The organism is Algoriphagus limi, from assembly GCF_024919275.1.
Classification (GTDB): Bacteria; Bacteroidota; Bacteroidia; order Cytophagales; family Cyclobacteriaceae; genus Algoriphagus; species Algoriphagus limi.
Genome location: NZ_JANWGH010000001.1, coordinates 947255 through 970368 on the forward strand (window position 1 = coordinate 947255; position 23114 = coordinate 970368).

Annotated in this window: 18 protein-coding genes; 6 read left to right on the top strand and 12 right to left on the bottom strand. The window is 39.9% G+C overall.

Features of this window, described 5'->3' with window-relative positions:
* Positions 1-16: 16 nt before the first annotated feature.
* Entirely contained in the window at positions 17-1222 is a 1206-nt protein-coding gene (locus tag NY014_RS04195; protein ID WP_259413283.1) for an acyl-CoA dehydrogenase family protein, read from the top strand.
* Positions 1223-1301: 79 nt separating this feature from the next.
* On the opposite strand, the gene NY014_RS04200 is transcribed toward NY014_RS04195, so the two are convergent.
* The gene (locus NY014_RS04200) at positions 1302-5786 is read right to left on the bottom strand and encodes a T9SS type A sorting domain-containing protein (protein ID WP_259413284.1); all 4485 of its coding nucleotides are present in this window, start codon (positions 5784-5786) and stop codon (positions 1302-1304) included.
* A gap of 54 nt (positions 5787-5840) precedes the next feature.
* The gene (locus tag NY014_RS04205; RefSeq protein WP_259413285.1) at positions 5841-6932 is read right to left on the bottom strand and encodes a DUF1573 domain-containing protein; all 1092 of its coding nucleotides are present in this window, start codon (positions 6930-6932) and stop codon (positions 5841-5843) included.
* 70 nt (positions 6933-7002) lie between these two features.
* On the opposite strand from NY014_RS04205, the gene trpS reads away from it, so the two are divergent.
* A complete protein-coding gene (trpS, locus tag NY014_RS04210; RefSeq protein ID WP_259413287.1) occupies positions 7003-7977 on the top strand; it encodes a tryptophan--tRNA ligase in 975 nt (324 codons plus the stop codon).
* Positions 7978-8016: 39 nt separating this feature from the next.
* Here the strand turns inward: trpS and NY014_RS04215 are convergent, their stop codons facing one another.
* Together NY014_RS04215 and NY014_RS04220 are read right to left on the bottom strand one after the other, a co-directional pair.
* Positions 8017-8439: a hypothetical protein gene (locus NY014_RS04215; RefSeq protein WP_259413288.1), complete on the bottom strand. Its 423-nt coding sequence runs from the start codon at positions 8437-8439 to the stop codon at positions 8017-8019.
* A gap of 83 nt (positions 8440-8522) precedes the next feature.
* Positions 8523-9491: a zinc-dependent alcohol dehydrogenase family protein gene (locus NY014_RS04220; protein WP_259413289.1), complete on the bottom strand. Its 969-nt coding sequence runs from the start codon at positions 9489-9491 to the stop codon at positions 8523-8525.
* Positions 9492-9602: 111 nt separating this feature from the next.
* Here NY014_RS04220 and NY014_RS04225 point away from each other — a divergent pair, with 111 nt between their 5' ends.
* Genes NY014_RS04225 through NY014_RS04240 form a run of 4 tightly spaced genes read left to right on the top strand, consistent with a single transcriptional unit; the run spans position 9603 to position 13487 of the window.
* Positions 9603-10370 carry an SDR family NAD(P)-dependent oxidoreductase gene (locus tag NY014_RS04225; protein ID WP_259413290.1) on the top strand — a complete coding sequence of 256 codons (768 nt, stop codon included), beginning with the start codon at positions 9603-9605 and terminating at the stop codon, positions 10368-10370.
* Between the two features lie 5 nt (positions 10371-10375).
* On the top strand, positions 10376-11584 hold the full coding sequence (locus NY014_RS04230) for an acyl-CoA dehydrogenase family protein (RefSeq protein WP_259413291.1): 1209 nt from the start codon (positions 10376-10378) through the stop codon (positions 11582-11584).
* Entirely contained in the window at positions 11581-12609 is a 1029-nt protein-coding gene (locus NY014_RS04235) for a phosphotransferase family protein (RefSeq protein ID WP_259413292.1), read from the top strand. The genes NY014_RS04230 and NY014_RS04235 overlap by 4 nt, the downstream gene beginning before the upstream one ends.
* 2 nt (positions 12610-12611) lie before the next feature.
* On the top strand, positions 12612-13487 hold the full coding sequence (locus tag NY014_RS04240; RefSeq protein WP_259413293.1) for a 3-hydroxyacyl-CoA dehydrogenase: 876 nt from the start codon (positions 12612-12614) through the stop codon (positions 13485-13487).
* On the opposite strand, the gene trmB is transcribed toward NY014_RS04240, so the two are convergent.
* The 8 genes from trmB to NY014_RS04280 form a co-directional block, all read right to left on the bottom strand.
* The gene (gene trmB, locus NY014_RS04245; protein ID WP_259413294.1) at positions 13477-14139 is read right to left on the bottom strand and encodes a tRNA (guanosine(46)-N7)-methyltransferase TrmB; all 663 of its coding nucleotides are present in this window, start codon (positions 14137-14139) and stop codon (positions 13477-13479) included. The two genes, NY014_RS04240 and trmB, sit on opposite strands and share 11 nt — an antisense overlap.
* Positions 14140-15441, bottom strand: coding sequence for a bifunctional folylpolyglutamate synthase/dihydrofolate synthase (locus NY014_RS04250; RefSeq protein WP_259413295.1), 1302 nt, complete (start codon positions 15439-15441; stop codon positions 14140-14142).
* Between the two features lie 3 nt (positions 15442-15444).
* On the bottom strand, positions 15445-16401 hold the full coding sequence (locus NY014_RS04255) for an energy transducer TonB (protein WP_259413296.1): 957 nt from the start codon (positions 16399-16401) through the stop codon (positions 15445-15447).
* A gap of 1 nt (position 16402) precedes the next feature.
* A complete protein-coding gene (locus NY014_RS04260; protein WP_259413297.1) occupies positions 16403-16792 on the bottom strand; it encodes an ExbD/TolR family protein in 390 nt (129 codons plus the stop codon).
* 2 nt (positions 16793-16794) lie between these two features.
* Positions 16795-17484, bottom strand: coding sequence for a MotA/TolQ/ExbB proton channel family protein (locus tag NY014_RS04265; protein ID WP_259413298.1), 690 nt, complete (start codon positions 17482-17484; stop codon positions 16795-16797).
* Position 17485: 1 nt separating this feature from the next.
* Positions 17486-18379, bottom strand: a complete 894-nt coding sequence (locus NY014_RS04270; protein ID WP_259413299.1) for a hypothetical protein — start codon at positions 18377-18379, stop codon at positions 17486-17488.
* A 63-nt stretch (positions 18380-18442) separates the two neighbouring features.
* Positions 18443-20122, bottom strand: coding sequence for a TonB-dependent receptor (locus tag NY014_RS04275; protein ID WP_259413300.1), 1680 nt, complete (start codon positions 20120-20122; stop codon positions 18443-18445).
* Between the two features lie 3 nt (positions 20123-20125).
* The gene (locus NY014_RS04280; protein ID WP_259413301.1) at positions 20126-23113 is read right to left on the bottom strand and encodes a tetratricopeptide repeat protein; all 2988 of its coding nucleotides are present in this window, start codon (positions 23111-23113) and stop codon (positions 20126-20128) included.
* Position 23114 lies beyond the last annotated feature (1 nt).

The following is a 23114-nucleotide window of genomic DNA, read 5'->3' on the forward strand; positions in this document are numbered from 1 at the left end:
ATAAACCAAAAAACACATGCAGGCTGTAGAAATCCAAAAATCCCAAAAGCAAGATACCTTCGAAGGAGTAGACTTTTTGGATATTGATGATCTGCTTACAGAGGAACATCAATTGATCCGAAACTCCATTCGGGATTTTGTGAAGAAGGAAATATCACCCTATATAGAATCATGGGCGCAAAATGCTTACTTCCCTGAATCCATTGTGAAGAAGTTTGGAGAAGTGGGTGCCTTCGGACCTCAAATTCCTGTAGAATATGGAGGTGGTGGATTGGATTATATTTCCTACGGCCTGATCATGCAGGAAATAGAGAGAGGAGATTCTGGAATGCGCTCTACCGCATCTGTTCAAGGATCTTTGGTCATGTATCCTATTTACAAATTCGGTTCTGAGGAGCAACGAAAAAAATACCTTCCTAAGTTAGCCTCTGGTGAAATGCTAGGATGCTTTGGTTTGACTGAGCCTGACCATGGTTCAAATCCATCAGGAATGGTGACCAACTTCAAGGATATGGGAGATCATTATTTGCTCAATGGTGCCAAAATGTGGATCTCCAATGCTCCAAAAGCTGATATAGCAGTGGTTTGGGCGAAAAATGAGGAAGGCAGAATTCACGGTTTGATTGTGGAACGTGGTATGGAAGGATTCTCTACCCCAGAGACACACAACAAATGGTCTCTAAGGGCCTCTTGCACAGGAGAGCTAGTCTTTGACAATGTGAAAGTTCCAAAGAAAAATCTCCTTCCTGGGAAATCGGGACTAGGTGCTCCCTTGATGTGTTTGGATTCTGCACGATATGGAATTGCGTGGGGAGTAATCGGGGCAGCGATGGATTGCTATGAATCAGCACGGAAATACGCAGCTGAACGAATCCAATTTGATAAGCCAATTGCGAGTTTCCAGTTGGTTCAAAAGAAACTTTCTGAAATGCTTACAGAAATCACTAAAGCACAATTACTCGCCTGGAAAGTAGGAAAGATGATGAATGAAGGAAAAGCCAAGACCGTCCATATTTCAATGGCCAAACGAAACAATGTTGAAATGGCACTAAATATTGCCCGGGAAGCAAGACAAATTCACGGTGGAATGGGAATTACTGGAGAATATCCAATCATGCGTCACATGATGAATTTAGAATCCGTGATTACGTATGAAGGTACCCATGATATTCATTTATTGATTCTTGGAAATGAAATAACAGGAATCCCTGCTTTCAAATAAAAAATTGAAGACTAAAAGAAAAAGGTTCATGATAGTTTACATGAACCTTTTTTATTGCCTTTATACCAAATGTTCAGTTTTAATGAACCTTAATCAATTTTCCCTGATAGATAGTTTGATTTTCAATTGGAAACTGTATCCAATAAATACCAGGACTAAGTTGGCGAACATCCAATTCAGCTTTTCCAATTTGCCAATTATTAACATTCACTGAAGAAGTGACATTTTTTCCATCTGCACCATAGACAGACAGATTGCTAGCCTTAATCGGGGTATCTTCTGGGAATTCCAACATAACTGTTTCTCTTGCTGGATTCGGGTAAATTCGAATAGCTTTTACCTCAAAAGCTGGTCTACCACCCAATCCTGCAATTGTCATTGTCACAGGTTCTATTAATGCTTGGCAGCCTTCTAAACTTGTTAGTAAAACTGAATATTCCCCCATCAAATGTACCCGTAAAGAAGATTCTGTGGCATTTGGAAGTAGCTCTCCATTTCTAAACCATTGATATTCGAATACTCCGGGAGGAGCAATTAAAATATCTCCATTAACTTCAATTTTTCCTTTTGGAAGCAAATTCACTTTTACTTCCACTACATCAGATTCAGCAATGCACCCCCCCTGATACCGGATAACCGCTTTATAAATTCCACTTTCGGATAAAGGTAAACTGGAGGAGTTTTGATTTGGAATTTCACTTCCATTTCTAAGCCATCTTATGACTTCAAAATCACCCAAGGCTTCAATAGATAAGGAGGACTCCTCTCCTTCACAAAATTCTAAATTTCCAGAAAGCGTAACAGGCGTTTGCTCAAACCTATTTACAGAAACAAGAGCCTGAACTTCTGTTACATTACCTGAAAGGTCAACAGCTCGAAGAATTACCGGAATATCCTTTCCAATATCCTCACAGGTAAATACTTCTTGACTTAAAGTAATTTCCTCAACAGAACAATTATCCTTCAATTCAAGAATCAAATCATCTTTTGAAATGGATTTGCTTCCTTGAGTAATATCAAGATCAATCTCGATATTCCGCACTTCTAAAATTGGTGCCAGTTTATCTTCGATCAGCACGGCAATATCAAAGGACCATTCTCCCCCATCTTGATTGGCTATAGATAATTGAATATCATTTTCTCCCAAATCCCCACAGCTAAACTGACTTTTGGATAACTCCAAATTCAATCCAGTAGTATCAAAAGGCCAGTTTTCAAAGAGGGATTCAAGGCCTAAGGTAGCCAAGCCTTGCGCATTCAATTCTAGACTCACCGCTTCCTTTACCGGTGGGAAAGGCCATTCCTCAACTTCCACAATCAAGGACTCCGAACTGACGAAACAGCCATTTTCCAAGGCCAAGACAGCGGTATATCTTCCAGGACTGTCCACGATAATCGAATTTCCTTTCTCTCCCGGAAGCTGCTCTAAATCCTTTCTCCATTCCCAAACATCGTAATTCAATTCCTCTCCCAAGCGTAATTCTACGCTTCGCCCTTCATAGAGTGGGCCCTGGGCAGTCAAGGAAACCTTTTGGGATTCGAAAAATGTCAGTTGGGCATAGGTGGGATAAATCGTGGTGTTTCCAGAAGCATCAGTCACGATTACATCCAGGTCAATGGGGTAATTTACCCGCTCAGAATCGATATCCGCGCAGGTCACGGATGTTTTACTCAGTCTAACTTGAATACCTTCTGGACCACAATTATCGGTAGGTGGTGAAACGATGAAATCTTCCACGTCTAAGGTGAGTTCGCCTAGACTTAGATCAAAGTCATATTCAGCTGATTTCCATTCTAATACAGGTGGGATTTCATCGATTACTTGAATATTTATTTCCGATTCTTTTTTCGCACCATCCAATTTGGACAAGGTGACAAGAACGGTGTTCTCTCCAAGATCATTACAAGAGAATTGGCTTTGACTGAGGCTAACCTCTATGTCCTCGGCAATTGGCCATTCCATGAAAATTTGATCATTAGTCAGCTCAGCTAGACCATTTTGGTCCAGGCCTAAGCTTAGAGAGACTTTGACCTCCGGAAAATCATCCACTACCTGAGTGACTTCAATGGTTTCGGATTGGACTATACAGCCTTTACTAAGTAATAATTTTGCATAATAAACTCCAGGCTGATCGATGCTTAGGGTTTTGGCAGTTTCACCCTCGATCGGGATGGAAGACTGGAAGAACCAGCCAACTACTTCATAATCCAATTCATCACCAAGTACCAAATCGATGGTCTGTCCAGAGACAAGCACCCCTGAGGGCTCAAGACTTACTTTGGTTGATTCAACGCTATTTAAAATCTGAACTTTTAACTCCCGAATAAACCGATTGCCTGATGCATCTTCAGCGATCAATCGAACAGGGAATTCACCAAAAAACACTTCCGGATCCTCAAAGCTGCTACAGGTGATTTCAGGTCCTTCTACCCTGATCGGAAATGTTGAACAATTATCTAAGAAATCTACCGGGTCAAAGTCGGCAATAGAATACTCTGCTCTTCCAATGCTAGGATCAAACACTACAATGGCATTTGCTGCATCAAAATACGGCGCGATGGTATCCAGTACGATCAACCGAGTGGTATCCTTGAAGACCTCCCCATCAAACTGACGAGTTGAAGTGACGATCAATTCCTGCTCTCCGATTGCATCACAACTGAGTTGGAAGCCTGTAGAGTATTCAAATGAAAAATCTTCATTGGGCTGCTCAACGAGTACTGCCTCTGGTGATAGAAAGGCCCTTCCTCCTTCATCGAGGAAGAGTTGCACCGAGTCCTTCAATACAGGTTCAAAGACTTCAGATTTTAGCAAAACCTTCAGAGAGACTTCATCATTGTAAACCCTTCGCTCTACATTCTGAAGGTTATAATTCTGGTCCAAAACCGGAAAAACATAAACCGGGGTAAAGTCAATTCTTGCATATTCTTTTCCATTTTCTGAAATCCGATTCACATTGACTTCCAAATGCCCATAATGCTTTCCTCCATCAGTTAAGATCGGATTGTTAAAGCTTTGATCCCATTGTTCTATACTATTCTGGTCTGCAGTCCATTTTTTATATGGATTGTAATTGAGCAATTCCAGTCGGTTTTTAAGGTAGTTGCGTTTTTCGCCTCGCATTCCATCTCCGGCAACTCCTACATCATAATACATCACCCCTTGACCATCTTGGTTTTCATCGACATAAGACCGCTCAAATAATTCATCATGTCCAGCAAAAACCGCGATCACTCCATATTCTTCAAACTTGGGATGAAGGATTCGCATTGGAACCCCTCCTTGGCCTGTAGCTAATTCATGATTAATAGGAACCCCATGCTCTCCTGAACTATAGGGGATATGATGAAATTGAACAAAAACCAATTGACCAGCTTCCTTTGCGTCCTTCAAGTTTGCCTCAAGCCAATCATATTGTGGACTTCCCGGGCCAAAACCACTCAAGTCATTTCCTCCAGCTGCCTGATAATCCGATAAGGTGTAATTTTCCTGAGTATCTGTTCCTAATGCACCTAATTCTTGATTCTTAAGCTTCTGTTCACTAGGAAAATCTGATCGTTTTTGGTCTGGAGTTCCGTTGGAGGAATCCAACGTCAAAATAGTAATAGGGCCGTAATCAACCCGATAATAACTTTGTCTATGTTTCTGTAATGGATCTTCGGTGGATGTTTCAAAGTAGGCATGGAATCGAGACCTACCTAATTTTGGAAGGAATTCACCCCGCTCATTAAAACCATATCCACCATTTTTTGAACCATAATTTTCCCAATTCCCTAAAGCTGGAATAATAGGATATTTTGAAAGCCCCTGATCATATTCTCCCGCATTATGCCTCCAAAATTCATCCCAAGCTGGTTGATATCCTGATCCTTGAACCAAATCTCCGGGCATCAACAAAAAATCAGGGAGTCTTGAATTGACGGTCTTTAAATTGTATTCATATCCTTCCTTTTCGGTTAGGATATAATTCGAAATTTCGAAGCCTTGGTCGAGCGTGACTCCAAATTTTTCTTTCCAAGGTTGGAAAAAAGCAGCCGGTCTGGAGCTAATACTAGCAGGATACCAAGCCCTTCTTGTTACTCTTCCTAAAGGCTCTGTCTCACTGTCAGAAAGCGCTATAAATCGAATGGATGACCAGTTATTTTTATCCGGAGCAGTGGTGAATCCACTAGTGAAAGACTCAGACCCTAGCTTAACTTGATAAAAATAGGGAGCATCTCTTTTTAACTCCTTCAAGACTATTTTGAACTTGTAGGTTTGATCCGGAAAAAGCCAACTCCCCTGATTCAATCCATTGATATTTTCAGATTTTTCAATTTGAGTGTAGTAAATCTCAGGAACTTCTTCTCCATTCAAACTCTCCGTTAAAATATGGTTTTGGTTCTCATCTAATAATATAAACTCTGCTACAGAAGTACCTGTTGACCAGAAAGTTATTTGATAATCACCATTGCCATATACTTGAAGATACGGTTTGACTCTAAATTCAGAATCCGAATTTGGAAGGAATGCCGACAGTCCAAAAACAAGCAATAAAAAAGCTGAAAAGTAGTAACGTTTCATGGACTGCATAAATGGCTAGCTATCAATAAAATAACAAAAGCTAAAAATGCAAAATTATTTGATGCGAGATTTCAGAATAACAGACTGAATTGAATTCAGCGGATCATTTGAAAAAATGTAGATATTTCGCTGATCTATCCCTTTTCTTCCTTTTGGATCAAAAACAACTTTCAGATCCATACTTTCACCCGGCGCCAATTCGAGTTTAGGAAGCGTCAATTCCAAACATTCGCAATTTCCCTGCACTTTTTTAATCTCCAAAAGTTCTCTTCCACGATTGGTAAAAGTGTAGAACACTTCTTGAATTTCATCTTCCGAAATTTCCTTCAAATCAATTTCTGATGGGGAAATCCGCAAAGTTGGAACCAATCCCAATTGATCTTTGGAAAGGCTTGGATAAAACTCAAATACATTTGCGATGACATCAGCATCTGCTACTAGGGAATCCGGCCAGGTAAGTTGAATTGGATCCTCAAAAAAACCCAAATCATTCTTTTCAGCTCCAGAATAGGTGATTTCAAGTAAACCTCGATTTTTGCTTTCAATTGAATCCTGAAGCTGTTGAACCTGTATATGAGCAGGCCCAAAGTAATTCAAGCTATCACGATACAAGGTTGAATCTGAAAAATTATAGATTTCAACTGTTCGACTTGATGGTTCATTCGTAAAAACATCCCCCATATTGATTTTTTCCATCCTCAAACCAATTTGACCTCGGACAACTGGATAATCAACTTCTGGATCAGTAGGAAAGGGAATAGATTTACCTTCAATAAACAGTGTATCCTGCATCCCAGCTAAATTTCCTTTCACTACCACCATTCTAGAAAAATCACCAACCGCAGAAGATGGATCAAAACTCACTTGTAAATGACCTGATTCCCCGGCCGATATCGTATCCTTGGAATAATCAGCAGTAGTACAACCACAGTCTGTCCATACTCGCTCAATCCAAACACCAGAATCTAAAGAATGAGTGAATTCAAAAACCGCCATTTGTTCGCCCTGTTCTTCAAGAATAGTTCCTAAATCTACCTTATTGACTTTCCAAACCAGTCTGGATGGAATAGTATCCTGAGCTACAGCAGGTTGAATAAAGAATATCAGATTGGCTAGAAAAATGAATAAAACCGTAAATCGAATCATGGTGGCAAATAACGTATAAATCCAAACGATTTATAGGCTCTTTTACGTATTTTGCGCCAAAATTTAACAAATGGCAAGAGTACTGACAGGAATTCAAAGTAGCGGAAGGCCTCATCTAGGAAATATCTTAGGAGCGATCAAGCCTGCTATCGAATTAGCAAAACAAAATGCTGAGGAGTCCTTCATTTTTATAGCAGATTTTCATTCCCTTACTACCACTAAGGATGGAGAATTGAGGAAGCAAAACACCCTTGCCGTAGCTGCAGCATGGCTGGCTTTTGGATTGGATATCGAAAAAACAGTTTTCTACCGTCAATCCCGGAGACCAGAAGTAGCAGAATTGACTTGGTATCTAAACTGCTTCACTCCTTTCCCTATGCTAGCCAATGCCCATAGTTTCAAGGACAAAGCAGATCGATTAGCAGATGTGAATGCTGGTCTTTTCACCTATCCAGTCTTAATGGCTGCTGACATCCTACTCTATTCCGCTGATTTAGTACCAGTGGGCAAAGATCAAATGCAACATCTGGAAATGACTCGGGATATAGCTTCTGCATTCAATAGGATTATGGAAGAGGATATTTTCACAATTCCTGAGGCGAGAATTGCAGAGGAGGTAAAAACCATTCCGGGGACAGATGGGCAAAAAATGAGTAAATCCTATCAGAATACCATCGATATTTTTCTTCCAGAAAAACAGTTGAAGAAAAACGTCAATCAAATCGTAACTGATAGTACTCCATTAGAAGAACCGAAAGATCCTGACACCTGTAATGTCTATAAAATCTACAGTCTCTTAGCTTCTAAGGATCAAATTTCAGAAATGAGGCAAAAATATCTTGGTGGGAATTACGGCTATGGACATGCCAAGAAAGAATTATTGGAGTTGATCCTTGAAAAATTCGTAAAAGAAAGAGAGGCATTTGACTTCTATATGAGTAATCCGAAAGAAATCGAAATTAAACTTTCTGCCGGTGAGGAGAAAGCAAAAATTGAAGGGGAAAAAATTCTTTCAAAAGTTCGACAGAAATTAGGATTCGCTTAAAAATTAAACCCCGTTTGAGAATATCAAACGGGGCTATTTTTATCTACTCCTCCAAAGATCTTTTAAAGGCCTCCCATTTATCAGCATTACAAACCGGGCTGGATTTGGAATCAGCACAATCCGAACATCCTGTCGGTCAAATTGATCGGATTCAATAGGAACTCCTTCATGTCCAGACACTTCATAACTCACCACACCTTTAGCATCAGCTTGAAGTGGTTTGTACTTATTAGCAATGTAAGCTGTAGGAAGTAAGATGTCAGTATCCGACTTCAAAAGCTCATAGATTTTTTCAAGCTCCTTTTCTAAAACCTCCTCATATTCTTCATTGAAATCATCCTCCAAATCATGGAGGACTTCCTCAAGATCATCGTAACTCTCATCACTATAATCCATCGCCGCTAGTTGGATCCGCTTTTCTACAATCTCAGTTAGTTCTTGGTCCAGCTTTTCCCAATTCATTCGTATTTGTTTTGGTTTTGAAAATTAATTTGAGCCACAAAGATCGGTAATAAGCCTCGCAAAGCATGGCATTTTCAAAGAAATTAACCCATTAATAGAATCTTCCCATTTCTACCTGGCTTTTCATATTCCATAATTGCCTCCCGGAAAGATTCTAATGGAAATTTCCCGGCAATATCAACTTGGGAATCTTCACTCATCAGAAAATGAAAAACTTTACCAAATGCCTCAATTCGAGCTTTATGATCCAATTTTTCAGTCCAAGTACTCAACCAAAATCCTTCTAAAGTCAAATTCCTAAAGATCAACAAACCGCTATTGATAGATAAATTATCCAAACTCAAAGCCCCAAAAACCATCATTTTCCCATTAGCTCTAAGACAAGACAAAGCTTGTGAACCAATTTTTCCTGATACTGCATCAAAAACCACATGTACCCCTCCTCCTGTTTGTTCAGGGATAATCTTATAGATTTTTTCCTTTTCGGTATTTACCACCAAGTCAGCCCCTAATTTTTTTAAAAGTTCTACTTGATCATCATGACGAACAGTAGCAGCTACCTTAATTCCCCTTTCCTTAGCCAATTGAATGGCAAACTTACCAAAAGCAGATGCTCCTGCAGTTATGAGCAACCATTGCCCCTCTTCCAGGCCTGATTCTTCCAACATTCCAAATGCAGTAAGCGGATTTACAAATGCTTGACAGGCTAACTCATCGGGCATATTTTGAGGAACAGGAATTACCCCTCCTACTGGTACGGCCACATATTCTCTCCAAGTTCCTAATGCGGTAAACATAACTCGCATTCCTTTTGAAAAACGACCGGAAGCGTCTCCTTTTTCAATAACACCTGCAGCTTCAAATCCGGCACTACTTGGGAGTCTAGGCGTGATCCCATACATACCTTGGATAAACATGATATCCGAAGGGTTAATGTTTCGAGCCGTAACTCGAATTAACACTTCATTTTCCTTGGGTGTAGGAATTTCAGATTCTCGCAATTCAAGTACTTCTAAAGGCTTACCTAGCTTTTCAAAAATGATCTCTTTCATAGGATTATTTCATGAGTTTATTTTCAATAAAACTAGGGATATATTCTAGCTCTGCCCTTACCAAAGGCCATTTTTTTTATATCTTGAAAAGAAAACACCAAACGCTGATATATGGATTTATCTAAAATTTTTTCTCTGGATGGAAAGGTTGCCTTAATCACGGGAGCCAGTAAAGGAATCGGTTTAAGTATCGCTGAAATATTTGCCGCAGCAGGTGCCAAAGTTGTGATCAGTAGCCGGAAACAAGAAGTTTTGGACGAAATGGCAAATCAACTTAAATCAAAAGGCTATGAGGCTACAGGTATCGCCTGTAATGTTGGAAATATGGAAGAACTTCCTGGCCTCGTAGATCAAACAGTCGAAAAATATGGACAGATTGATATTTTGGTAAATAATGCAGCTTCCAACCCGGTTTTTGGTCCAGTCCATGAGACAAGTCTCGAGGCTTTTGACAAAATCATGGATGTCAATGTAAAAGCACCTTTTGAACTGACACGTCTATGCTTCCCTCACCTCCGAAAATCATCCAATGCCTCTGTTATTAATATCAGTTCTATCGGAGGGATTTCCCCTGAAAAAGGACTGGGAATCTATTCTGTAAGCAAAGCAGCATTAATCTCTCTAACAAAGGTTTATGCAAAAGAATGGGGAGGTGCAGGAATCCGAGTGAATGCTATCTGCCCTGGTTTGATCCAAACCAAGTTTTCAGAAGCGCTTTGGAGCAATGAAAAAATCATGAACATGATCCTCCAAAACCTGTCCATCAAGCGTGCAGGAACTTCTGAAGAAATCGGAGCAATGGCCCTCTTTTTGGCATCAGAAGCATCAAGCTATACAACAGGCGCAGTCTTTACTGCTGATGGAGGGTTTACTATTTGATATTTATGAGTACAAACGAAAATTTATCCAAGGAAGAGCTAGATTCTCTACTGTCTTCCTACAGGCATTTTGTTGAAAACGAGCTTTTTCCAATTGATTTAAAGGTCGTTAAGGGACCATTCAGATCCTTTCTTCCTCAACTTCACGAACTTCGAGAAAAGGCAAAGAAGCTAGGATTATTTGCCCCCCACCTTCCAAAAGATGTCGGAGGTTTAGGCCTAAGCTTAGTGGATTTCGCTAAAGTCTCTGAAATTCTCGGTCAAAGTCCAATTGGTCATTTTATTTTCAATTGCCAAGCTCCAGACATTGGAAACATGGAGTTGTTGGAACTTTTTGGTTCCGAATGGCAAAAAGAAAAATTTCTAAAGCCTTTACAGGAAGGAAAAATCAGAAGTTGCTTTGCTATGACAGAGCCTGAAAATGCAGGAAGCAACCCGATCATCCTCAGTACAACGGCGAAGCGTGAAGGGGATTTTTATAATATCAATGGCCACAAATGGTTTACAACTGCAGCAGATGGAGCCACTTTTACTATTGTCATGGCAGTAACAAATCCAGAAGCTGATTCTCCCTACAAAAAGGCTAGTATGATCCTAGTTCCGCTAGATAATCCAGGGTTTTCCCTGATTAGAAATATCCCAATCATGGGTGAAGAAGGGGAAGACTATATATCACATGCAGAAGTTAAATTTGAAAATTGTAAAGTTCCAGTCGATCATCTTATCGGCTCTGAAGGACAGGGTTTTGCTTTAGCACAAGAGAGGCTTGGTCCGGGAAGGATTCATCACTGTATGCGATGGATAGGAATTTGTGAGCGCGTATTTAGCTTAATGTGCCAACGGGCTCTTACTAGGGAATTGTATCCAGGAAAACCATTGGCAGAAAAACAAACAATTCAAAACTGGATAGCAGAAAGTCGTGCCGAAATCAACGCAAGTAGGTTAATGGTTTTGGACGTAGCTTCCCGAATGCAAGTTCATGGATCAAAAGCAGTCAAAGAGGAGATATCCATGATCAAGTTTTTTGTAGCGGATGTCCTAATGAAAGTAATAGATAGAGCTATCCAAGTTCACGGTGCTTTAGGAGTTACCGATGATACCCTTCTTTCATTTTGGTATAGGCATGAAAGAGGGGCTAGAATCTATGATGGGCCAGATGAAGTTCACAAGGCCTCTTTAGCTAAGTCCATCCTTAAAAACTTCCCAAAAGCATGAAGGAAATGAATTTTGATGCACTCAAGGAATTTTTGGGTGAAGAACTCAACTGTGATTCTCAAGAAATAGAAATCAGCTCCTTATCTGGTGGGTTTTCAAATTTGACCTATCTATTAAAAACGCCAGTTGGAAAATTCGCTCTTAGAAGACCTCCTTTTGGGTATAAAATAAGTACCGCCCACGATATGGGAAGAGAAAGCAAGGTATTGGAAGCTTTGCAAAAAGCGCATTACTCCAAAGGACCAAAGCCCATTCTATTTTATGAAAGTGAGGATGTTTTGGGAGCACCATTTTTCATCATGGAATTTGTGGAAGGAAAAGTACTTCGCAATAAGCTTCCCGCTTCAGGACCAATTCCCAATGAAGAAACACTCCGAAAATTATCTCAAAATACAATTGACAGCCTTCTCGAACTTCATAAGCTGGAATTAGAAGAATCTGGACTTATTCAACTGGGAAAGCCCGAAGGCTATGTGCAGCGGCAAATATCAGGCTGGACGGAGCGATACAATAGGTCTCAAACTGATCCAATTTCTGAAATGGATAAAGCTGCCGAATGGCTGGGAAAGAATATTCCTCAAACAGAAAATAGAGGTTTTATTCATAATGATTTCAAGTATGATAATCTGGTCTTGAATCCTGATAATTTATCCCAAATCAAAGCTGTGTTAGATTGGGAAATGGCCACCGTCGGAGATCCATTGATGGATTTAGGAACAAGCCTAGCTTATTGGGCACAAACTGAGGATGCAGATATTCTAAAAATGTTCAATCTCACCCATCTACCTGGAAATTTTACTCGGAAAGAAGTAATTGAATATTATTCAAAACATTCAAATCTGAATTTAGAAAACATCTTATTTTATTATGCTTTTGGCTTATTTAAAGTTGCTGTGATTGCCCAGCAAATTTATAAACGGTACAAGTTGGGGCAAGCCAATGACCCACGGTTTGCTGCACTGATTGAGGTAGTAAAAGCGGCTGCTAAAAAAGCAGAAAAAAGTATTCTAACTGAAAAAATCTAAGCATGACTATTCATAAAATCTGCATCCTTGGCGCTGGAACACTTGGTTCTAGAGTAGCTCTTCAAAGCGCTATTTCTGGTTTTGAAGTCTCTGTTTTTGACATAAATGAGAAAGCCCTTGATTTTGGTTTTAAGACCATGAAGAAAATCCTTGCTCAATTGGAAAAAGGACAGCTTTTAAACGAACCTCAAGAGAAAATACTTTCCAGAATTTACTTCACGACGGAGCCAAATAAAGCCATCCATGATGCTGACTTTATCAATGAAAGCGTTACCGAGGATGTAGAGATCAAAGAGAAGGTTTGGAAACAATTTGGAGAGATAGCCCCCGAGAAGACCATATTTACTACCAACACTTCTTACCTATTGCCTTCCATGTTTGCCGAAGAATCAGGCAGACCTGAAAAATTCTGTGCCTTTCATTTTCACGATGTCTTCTACTCAAGAATTGTCGATATCATGCCTCACCCCGGTACAGACCCCGAATTAATTCCACTTTTGGAAGAATTGGGGCGAAAACTCAATCAAGTCCCTGTTCTGGTCAAAAAGGAAAACCCAGGTTATATTTTCAATACCATGCTTTTGGCTCTAATTGGAGCAGCAGGAAAGCTATTGACTAGTGAAGTTGGGAGTATAGAAGATATTGATCGCTCATGGATGGTCAATTTCCATATGCCTATGGGACCTTTTGGAATCTTGGACTCAATCGGATTGGATACAGCCTGGCATGTCACCAAAAACAGGAAAGATTCTGCATCACAAGCGTTTGCGGCTTTATTAAAAACCTATATTGATGCGGGGAAATTGGGAGAAAAAACCGGTGAAGGCTTTTATAAATACCCTCATCCAGCTTACAAAGCACCAAACTTTATCCAATAAACTGGAACTTCAGATATTTGATTTTTTCGCCTTTTTCGGTAAAAATCTTTTCATATCTAGTCTTTATGCCAAAGTGATCGTCTTTCCATTCACTCTGGTAAAAGTCATGCGTGAAACCAATCAATTTTATATCTTCTCGGGATTTCAATAAGTCAAGAGTGTATTCAAAAAGCCCTGTATTATCGGTTTTAAAATGAACAACACCCTCTTTTTTGATCAAAGGCTTATACATATCCAAAAATCGAGGAGAGGTCAAGCGACGCTTTTCATCGCCATCTCGAGGAAAAGGATCAGGAAAAGTAATCCAAAGCTCATCAATTTCTCCTGAAGCGAAGAACTTATCTAATTGTTGGATTTGTGTTCGAAGAAAAGCTACATTTTGGAGCCCTTCTGCCGTAGCCGTAGAACTCCCTTTCCAGATTCTACTCCCCTTTATATCAACTCCAATAAAATTTTGATTGGGAAAAACACGAGCAAGTCCAACAGTAAACTCTCCTCGCCCACAGGCCAATTCAACCACAATTGGATTTTTATTTTCGAATTGACGCTCCTTCCAATTTCCTTTGATTTCCTCAAAAATTGGTTTCCCAGCCTGAATTACGTTGGGATTTTCCTCATTCGCTTTGAAGCGAACCAGTTTCTTTCTACTCATTTAAAGTTCCTTGATTTCTGCGACCACAAAAGTACTGCCTCCTATAAAAATCAGGTCATCTGGTGCTGCATTTTTTCGAGCATATTCGATTGCTTCTGGAATATTGGGGATTATTTCTCCAAACAGAGAAAATTCCTCAGCCTTTTCAGCTAAATCTCCGGCAGCAAAAGCACGAGGAATCTTTGCTTCACAAAAAATGTAATTGGCATTTTTAGGCAAAAGTGCTAAAATTTTGGAAACATCCTTATCGTTCACCATCCCTAATACCATCCAAAGCTTTCCGAAAGAATACTTACCTAACTGATTTAAAATAGCACGAATTCCAGGTTCATTATGACCCGTATCAGCAATAATCAAAGGTGATGAACCCAAAATCTGCCAACGCCCCTTCAAACCAGTAAGCTCCGAGATATTAGAAAGCCCTATTTCTATGTCCAGATTGGAAATATTCCAACCCAATTTTTGAAGTTGAAAAATGGTCTCCAGAATTCCAGGAATATTCCAGACCTGATAATCTCCCAACAAGCCAAATCTCAATTTTGAAAACTTCCCTTCATGAAAAACTTCATAATGTGCTTTAGAGGATGAATTTTGAGTTTCCTTTTCTTCAATCCGTTTAACCTTCCATTTTTCATCAGCAAAAACGATTAGAGCATGCTTTTCAGTAGCTTTCTCAACAAAAACCTCTCTACATTCCTCTTGAGTTTGGCTAATGACTACAGGAGTATTTTCCTTGATAATTCCAGCTTTTTCTCCAGCAATTTTTGGTAAAGTATCTCCCAAAAATTGCATATGATCCCAGCCAATATTGGTAATCAAACAAAGCTCTGGATTGATCACATTGGTACTATCCAATCGCCCTCCCATTCCTACTTCAATGATTGCGATATCGACCTTTTCCTTGGCGAAAAACCAAAATGCCATCGCAACGGTCATTTCAAAAAAGCTAGGCTTTAGCTCTTCCAAAAAGTCTTTGTTTTCGGCCACATAAAGAACCACTTCTTGTTCTGGAATTTCAATCCCATTGATTCTAATCCGCTCTGTAAAAGACTTTAAATGTGGAGAAGTATATAGCCCCGTTTTATAATCTGCCTGTTGTAAAACTGCTGCTAATGCATGCGAAGAACTTCCTTTTCCATTTGTTCCTGCAATGTGAACTGCTTTGAATTTCTCTTGAGGATTTCCCAAATGCTCACATAAAGCCCAAGTATTCGAAAGGTCCTTTTTAAATGCTGAAGCTCCCACTCGTTGAAACATGGGAAGAGCGTTAAATAAAAAATCCAGGGTCTCCTGATAGGTCATTTTTTAATCTACCTTAATAATAAAAGTGATTTTCCCTGTTGAAAAATCTGCGACAGGACCACCTTGACGTTTAAAGGAAACTTGATTGACAACCTGCCTGTAATAGGCCAAAACTTCATTAGAAACATTGTACTCTAAAGGAACGGCTTGCACGACTCTACCTGAATCATCCACCGTAATTCTAAATACAATTTTTCCATTTCGGGAAGAAACACGGTCATTGATATTGGGTCTGGCAGCAAAATCCCAACCTGCTAAATCCAAACTATATCCAGAGCCTGAATTTGTCCCCTGCCCTGTTCCCTGTCCCATAATAGCTCTTCCATCAACCGTTCCTTTAGGATCTCCGGCATCACCTTTTTGATTAGAATCACCTTGAGCACCACCTGCGGCTGGCTGATTGCTTTTCCCTTTTGTTCCGCCAGCACCCATCAATGCTCTTTCATTGATTTTGGGCTGTTCAGGAGCTTTTTGGACAGTTTCTTCAGCTTTTGATTCAGCTGGTGTAGTCACAGTTTTGGAAGGTTCGATAGGCTTAGGATCGGGCTCTTTATTAACCTCACTCGCTTTCTCCTCACCTTTGATTGGTGAAGGATTTTTAGAAACTGCCTGATTTGCTGAAGGCTGAGGATTGGACTTCGGTTTCGCCTGAGTCGTTTGTGGTGCTGGAGTTGGGGTAGCTTCAGGAGTAACTTGTTTAGCAACTTCCCCGGGCGCTGCAGACTCTACCACAGAGGAGGGAGTTTCAGAAGGTGGATTAGGACTATTGATTTCTCCTGATCCGGCTTGATCAAAACCAAGGTTTAACTCCAATCCAAAGGTTGGAAGTGGCGGAATGGGCTGTTTCCAAACTACGATAAAATAGATTGCAATCAGCAATAAGATATTTAGCAAGAGAGTAATCCAACCAGCTCGCTTCTTATTTTCACTTTCTACCTTATCCGCATTCCAAAATTCCATTTTAATACGGTTTTGTTGCGATTGAAACATTCGCCTCTAAACCAGCAGCAATGCCTCCGATTTCAACCAGATATTCAACAGGAACTTCTTTATCAATATGAAGTACCACTTGTCCTTTTTTATCTTTTAATAAAGTGGTCAATTCAGACTTGATTTGCTCCCTATTGACCACTTTATCATTGACCGCATAACGGAGATCTTTCGTTACAGACACGGTTACTTCCTGCATGGCAATATCTGAAGTCTCGCTAGATGGTAAGTTAACTGGCAAGCCTGACGGAGTGATAAAGGAGGAAGTAAGCATAAAGAAAATCAATAATAGAAAAATGATATCTGTCATTGAGGACATGCTAAATGCTGATTCGACCTTATGTTTTGACTGAAGTGCCATGATTATTTCTCTTGAAGCAATTCAATAAACTCAATGGAAGCGTATTCCATACGATGAACCAATTTGGATACCTGGGTAACCAAATAATTGTAGCCCAAATAGGCCAAAATACCTACTACCAATCCCGTAGCCGTAGTAATCATTGCCTCGTAGATACCTTCTGAGAGGAGTTTTGGCGAAACCATTCCTTCCTCTTGAGCGATGGCAATAAACGCCTGAATCATCCCTGCTACTGTTCCCAAGAAACCGATCATTGGAGCTGCACCGGAGACAGTTGCTAACAAGCTAAGATTCTTCTCAAGCTTATAGATCTCGATCTTGCCTACATTCTCAATAGATACTTCAATATTTTTCAAAGGAGAGCCAATTCGCTCTATTCCTTTGGCTATCATATTGGCGATTGGAGTTTTTTCATCAGCACAAAGCATCTTGGCCTTTTCTACCTGACCGCTTGAAACCAATACTTTAACCTGATCTAATAAATGAGCTGGTGTTTTAGATGCCTTTTTTAGAGTCATTAGCCGTTCCACAAAAATATAAATGGCTAAAATGAAGAGTAGGTACAAAGGGATCATCATGTAGCCTCCTTTGATCAAAAGATCAAGAAGACCGATTTCTTGGCCCATACCATTCATGCTCAGACTATCCGCCATCGAAAGCGAGTCTGTAGAGAGAGTTTGTAGTAAAATCATATTAATATTTCAAAATCCACAATGCTTCGGAATAATCGTCTTTGATTTCCGAAAGAGCTTGATTCGCTTGGTAGAAGGAATAATATCTCCCAATTGCCAAACGATAATTTGGGGAATCTTCGTATGGCGTGATCAAATAAAGCTCTGAAGCGCGATCCCAGTATTCTTCAGATTTTGAAACTGCTAGCCGTTCGGAAGGCAAACTTCCAACAACAATGAAATAGCGGGATCGATCTTCTCTTGATTCTATTCGGATCAAAGATCTCTCTACACTACGCTCAATTGTTGTACCAGTTTCGGTTGCTGGGGGAATTGGATTTTGAGCTTGAGGAATTTCTTCTTCAGTTTCCTGATTTTCAGCGACCTCCTCAGGTGCTTCTTCTTGAATATTTTCTGATTCTTGAACTACCTGTTGCTCATTCTGAGCAATAGGCTCTTGTTGAGTATTTGTCTGTTCAGTTGCTACTGGGATAGGTTCCTCCTCCTTCATTAGCTGCCAGACTATTGCAGAAACTAGGAGTAGTCCAATGAAAAGGACATAAATAACCCAACTTTGAGATTTTTTTTCTGGAATGGTTTGTTCAATAGGCCTTTGAACAGCTTCCTTTTCTTTCTTTGGCTTTTCTTTTTCAGGTTCTTGAACAGAATCCTCCTCTTTTACAATCGTTTTTTCCTTTGGAGGAATTTCTGTTTGTTCAGCTGGCTTTACAGGTATTTGAGAGCGGATTTTCTTTCGTAATTCACCTGCTTCCAAAGGCTTTTCCTCAGCAGGAATAGTCTCAGTCTTTTCCGATTTTTGCGGAATTTGTTCTTGCTCTTTCAGAGTTTTGACTTCTACGAAAGGAAGCCCAAAATCCTTAGAATCATTCCAGGTTTTACTTACTTTTTTCTCCACAGCGAATTTTGAAAAATAGCCTGCTACGAAACTAATCGATTTGAAGGGAAAGCCAAACCCAAATTAAAATTTAAGCCAGGCTCCACCTAACAATTGAACTCCTCTTACAGGATAATTTTGCCAACGGATATTTTTTCCATTCAGCAAATTATTTCCCTCGGCAAAAACTCCAATCTTCTCTGTGATCTGATATTCAGCCTTCAAATGTAAATCTGCGATAGATTTTAGATTTTTTACTGCAAAATAATCCGGTTCTTCTGTTCGCTGAGGAGCTTTGATTCCTCCCATCAAATTGAAGTTCATTTGAATCAGTAAGCTCTCAAAAGGAGTAAGTTGATTATTGATTCCTACTTGCCAAGTAGGTCTATGCCAAGCTTCTGATAAGGTATTCATGTCATATTGGTACAAATCCAACCGGGTGGATAATCGATACATTGATTGAATCTGTATACCCAATTCAGCATTGATATTAAAGACGCTCACCTTATCATCATAGACCAATTGAAATCGAGAAGTATCAGCTGGTGAGTTGATGAAAAAGTGCATCTGATTAAAGCGACTAATATCTATACCAGCTTTATAATGGACTTTATTTTGAACTCGCCCTTCTATCCCTCCTGCTATTTTGTAATTGTTAATTGTGTTTAAAAGCTGAGATGAAGGTCCTAGAAATGGGTTCTCCATTACAAAACTATAATAGGTATTTCGCTGAACATCACCGGAAAACTCACCAAAAAATCCAAATTCATCCGCAAACAGATACGAAGCCTTTAATACAGGGAAAATTCTAAAATCACTGGATTTCCCAGGCACAGAATCGTTTTCAGACACAATATTCAAACCTGCCGAAAACCGAAAAGCATCTAATTCATATCCAACCTCTGGCCTAATAGCAAAATAGGTTCTGGTTTCATCATACCCTTCATCCTCCGGAGTAGTGTGAAAATAGGACACTTCTAAAGACCCTTTCCAATCTTCTAATGCTCTAAAAATTCCTTTTCCCGAAAGCCCAATTTCACTTTCCTGAGCAAGATAGCTGTCCTTGAAATTTCTGAAATGAACTTTCCCCTCATACGAGACAGGTCCAACTTTTTCAATATCCCTGATACCAGCAGATAAATGAATCGTACTTAATACATTGCCTTGAATACCTCCAAAATCCAAATTCGGATTACTGAAAACAGAAGTATCTATTCCATAAAAAGAATAAGAATCCTGATTCCAATTTAAGCCTCCAAAAACCTCAGCCTGATCTAGAAAATAACTGAAGGCTCCTCCCAGTTGAGTATGGGATTCTTTTGACTGTTCATCAAGAATTGGCCCTTTTCCAAAACTTTGGTGCTTGAGGCCTATGCTATAATTCCAGTCATACACCTCTGTAGCCATAAATCGGGCTTCCAGCAAAGGGCTAGCAAAATTACCGTACCCAAGCTTCAAATAACCTGGAAACAAATCCTTGTAGTCTCGTCTGTAGACCTTTTGTGCAGGCTCAACATCTAGTGATACTGGGGGCAGATCCAACTCATAAAATTTCACCGTATAGTTGAAATCGGATAGGCCTTTTGGCTGAGGTAAGACAGGAAGTTTTTCAAATATCCTTGGCTGCGTGGGCAAGGTTAAAACCCGATCTTTTCGAATTACAAACTCCTGATCCTGAACTTCTCCACGAGACTGAATTTGTCCCAAGAGATCATTCGAGATCCAAGAAAAAACAAGGGCTAGGACTAGATATCTTTTTCGCATGGATTAGTTCAGTTTTTGAAGTTTCTCTTGAGCAATCTTTCGAACCTCTTCATCGGTTGCATTTTCTACAATGGATTCCAGCGTTGCTTTGGCTTGAAAAGCCTCACCTAGCTGCTGGTAATTATCAGCGATTAGCAAAAACATTTGGCCATACCAATATCCAAAATCCGCAAAGGGACCTGACATTTCGAAAATGCTTTCATTCGATTGTTCTATTTGACCTTTTTCCTGATAATTTTTCGCCAATAAATACAAGCCTTCTGCTCCTTCAAGAGTCTTGTACTCATCCACCAAAACGGAAAGCGTAACCTCGGCTGCTTGATCTTGATTCAAAGCAAATTGTGCTTTTGCTTTGCCCAAAAGGGCCTTTGGAGTAGATTCTGGTAATATACCATCCAAGGATTCAAGCTTCTCCGCAGTAGAAATCACTTCCCGATAGCGCTTAGTTTGATTATAGGCTTCCAATAAACCCATCAAAGCTTCAGCTTCTTCTACCTTGCTGCGAGCATTTGAAGCAGCCAATTCCAAGTATGGGATTGCTGCTGTATAGTCTTTCTGATTCAACCTGATCTCCCCTATTTTTTGCATTGCGCGAAGTCGCTGCGGAGATGCAGGTTCTTTTTCCAATTCTAAAAACGCAGCTAAAGCATTTTCCTGATTACTTGATTGGAAATAGGAATCACCCATGTAATAAAGAGCATCATTGCGCTGAGCTGTTTGAGGATAGCTCCTCAAATAATTTTCAAAAGCTCTTGCAGCCTGTGCAAAATTCCGTTCGAAATACAAACTCTTGGCTGATTCAAACTCCAAAGATTGAACTGATCCTCCATCAGGATTCGCTTGCTTGTATTTATCCAAATAAGCTGAGAACTCTCCCGCTCTTCCTTGAAGCGCCAAAGCCTCTTGAAGTCCTTTTAATGCTGTTTCAGAATTGGAAGAATTAGGATGTTCATCTAGAATGGTCGAGTAATCCCGAATGGTCTCATTGTAGTTTTGAAGTGAAAAATTAGCCACAGCTCTTCCTTCCAAAGCAAATGGTACAAATGGACTATTTGGTCTCCTAGAAATCAAATCCGAAAAGGCATAAGTCGCATCACTGTACCTAAGTTCTTCCATTAAGATTTGACCACGCTGAAACAGGGCATCCTCTAGATAAAGCGAATTGGGATAATTCGCGATCAATTGATCCAAGTTCCGAAGAGCAGCACTATTATTTGTTTGGAAATTTTGAACAACACCCAATCGATAATAAGCATAATCAATTCCTGAATTCCTTTCAGAGATCGCCTGTTGGAAAGTGGATTCGGCCTCAGAAAATCGTTTTTGAACGTAATAGCAATCCCCTAGACGAAGTAAGGCATCGTCATAGTTTTCTTTGTTTTCTCGACTTCGAAGTCTATCGGTGTAGGTTTTAAACTGAAATTCCGCCTCTCGATATTGCTTGGAGTTGAAATAAGCATACCCCAAACCATACAAACTTTTGTTCAAATACGCACTTGAAGTGGTTCGTCCTAGATCTAAGGCTTTTTGGTAGGAAGAAATTGCCTGATCCAATTGGCCATCAGCAGAATAAATTTCCCCTTTCCAAAAATGTGCTTCGAGTACTAAATCCCGATTTACTGGAAATGCCAAAGATTTATCCAAATAGGCAATTGCCCCAGGATACCTCTTATCTCGGAAGTATACCATTGCTTGATAGTAAGCCACTCGCTGATATGCCTCTCGAATTCTTGGAGATTTATTTTGAATACGGTCCATTTGTTCAATGGCGCGCAAATAATCACTGGTATTAATCAACGCTTCGGAAAGCAAGGTTTCAGCTTCTCGCCGATAAGTCCCGTTAGGATATTCATTTAAGTATTGGTCCAAGCCAGAGATCCCTTCTTGAAAGCTCCCTTTCTGAAGATTGGATTTAGCATAATTGAATAAAGCTTCTTCTTTTATTTGTTGGTTAAAATCAGAATTTGCAGCTGATTTAAAGGAGGTACTGGCAAATTGAAAGTTATCCAACTTGAGATAAGCATGCCCCAAATAATAGGAAGAGGCTTGCCCCATTTCATTTTGCGCGGAAGCTGAAACCTTCAAATAATCCGTTGCTCGCTGGTAATTTTCAATTTCAAACTGCGCAACTCCACCTTTATAAACTTGCTCTAGACTTAATTCCCCTTTTCTGGAATTAACAAATGCATCATAATTTTCGGCAGCCTTAGCAAATTCTTTTTGCTCAAAATAAGCTTCTGCCAAATACAAGTGAATCATTTCCTTCCGCTCCAAATTTGCATTGGAAGCTAGTTTTGATTCTCCATAGTTAATCAAATCCTGATAGCGACCTTCTTGGTAATATAGAGACGCCAATAAGTAAGGGACCTTAGGAGCATAAAATGCCGATTGACCCGCTTTTTCCAAATCAGAAATAGCCTTAGCAGTATTTCCCGATTGCATAGCGATATAGCCGCTGTAATAGTAGGCATCATAACTAATCGGCTGTCCCAATGTCTTTGCCTGATCAAAGAAAATTGCTGCCGAATCCAAGTCTTTTAATTGGAAATAGGCATACCCTTGCTTGAAAAGTACATCGGCTTGGCTTTCAGGATCGAGATCAGAAGCATTTACCATCCTATATCCATCAACTGCTTCCTTGTAGTTTCTTTTGTAGAAAAAATGATCACCTAAATAAAGTCCAGCAGAATTGACGGAGGGATGATTCCGATTATCAGAAATATAGGATTTCATTAATCCAACCCCATTCGGACTTTCTAATTCCAAAGCAGATTGAGCGGCTTTAAGCTTTCCTAATCGAACTTGGTCATCATAAAAATTCCTGGAATCTAATTGTTGGTTTTCCAGAAGAGTAGCTGAAAAAAGCTGGTTTTGAAAAAAGGAAGCCTGTTCATCCAAAACACGCTGAGGACTGGTCTGGTAAAGAGTAGACTGGGCGGATGCCTTCCAACTCAAACCTAGACTAGCCAATAGCACTAGGTAGTATCGCATA

What these genes read in the sequence shown, in the direction of transcription:
- NY014_RS04195 (WP_259413283.1), top strand. Translation starts at nt 17, where the DNA reads ATGCAGGCTGTAGAAATCCAAAAATCCCAAAAGCAAGATACCTTCGAA.
- NY014_RS04200 (WP_259413284.1), bottom strand. Translation starts at nt 5,786, where the DNA reads ATGAAACGTTACTACTTTTCAGCTTTTTTATTGCTTGTTTTTGGACTG.
- NY014_RS04205 (WP_259413285.1), bottom strand. Translation starts at nt 6,932, where the DNA reads ATGATTCGATTTACGGTTTTATTCATTTTTCTAGCCAATCTGATATTC.
- trpS (WP_259413287.1), top strand. Translation starts at nt 7,003, where the DNA reads ATGGCAAGAGTACTGACAGGAATTCAAAGTAGCGGAAGGCCTCATCTA.
- NY014_RS04215 (WP_259413288.1), bottom strand. Translation starts at nt 8,439, where the DNA reads ATGAATTGGGAAAAGCTGGACCAAGAACTAACTGAGATTGTAGAAAAG.
- NY014_RS04220 (WP_259413289.1), bottom strand. Translation starts at nt 9,491, where the DNA reads ATGAAAGAGATCATTTTTGAAAAGCTAGGTAAGCCTTTAGAAGTACTT.
- NY014_RS04225 (WP_259413290.1), top strand. Translation starts at nt 9,603, where the DNA reads ATGGATTTATCTAAAATTTTTTCTCTGGATGGAAAGGTTGCCTTAATC.
- NY014_RS04230 (WP_259413291.1), top strand. Translation starts at nt 10,376, where the DNA reads ATGAGTACAAACGAAAATTTATCCAAGGAAGAGCTAGATTCTCTACTG.
- NY014_RS04235 (WP_259413292.1), top strand. Translation starts at nt 11,581, where the DNA reads ATGAAGGAAATGAATTTTGATGCACTCAAGGAATTTTTGGGTGAAGAA.
- NY014_RS04240 (WP_259413293.1), top strand. Translation starts at nt 12,612, where the DNA reads ATGACTATTCATAAAATCTGCATCCTTGGCGCTGGAACACTTGGTTCT.
- trmB (WP_259413294.1), bottom strand. Translation starts at nt 14,139, where the DNA reads ATGAGTAGAAAGAAACTGGTTCGCTTCAAAGCGAATGAGGAAAATCCC.
- NY014_RS04250 (WP_259413295.1), bottom strand. Translation starts at nt 15,441, where the DNA reads ATGACCTATCAGGAGACCCTGGATTTTTTATTTAACGCTCTTCCCATG.
- NY014_RS04255 (WP_259413296.1), bottom strand. Translation starts at nt 16,401, where the DNA reads ATGGAATTTTGGAATGCGGATAAGGTAGAAAGTGAAAATAAGAAGCGA.
- NY014_RS04260 (WP_259413297.1), bottom strand. Translation starts at nt 16,792, where the DNA reads ATGGCACTTCAGTCAAAACATAAGGTCGAATCAGCATTTAGCATGTCC.
- NY014_RS04265 (WP_259413298.1), bottom strand. Translation starts at nt 17,484, where the DNA reads ATGATTTTACTACAAACTCTCTCTACAGACTCGCTTTCGATGGCGGAT.
- NY014_RS04275 (WP_259413300.1), bottom strand. Translation starts at nt 20,122, where the DNA reads ATGCGAAAAAGATATCTAGTCCTAGCCCTTGTTTTTTCTTGGATCTCG.
- NY014_RS04280 (WP_259413301.1), bottom strand. Translation starts at nt 23,113, where the DNA reads ATGCGATACTACCTAGTGCTATTGGCTAGTCTAGGTTTGAGTTGGAAG.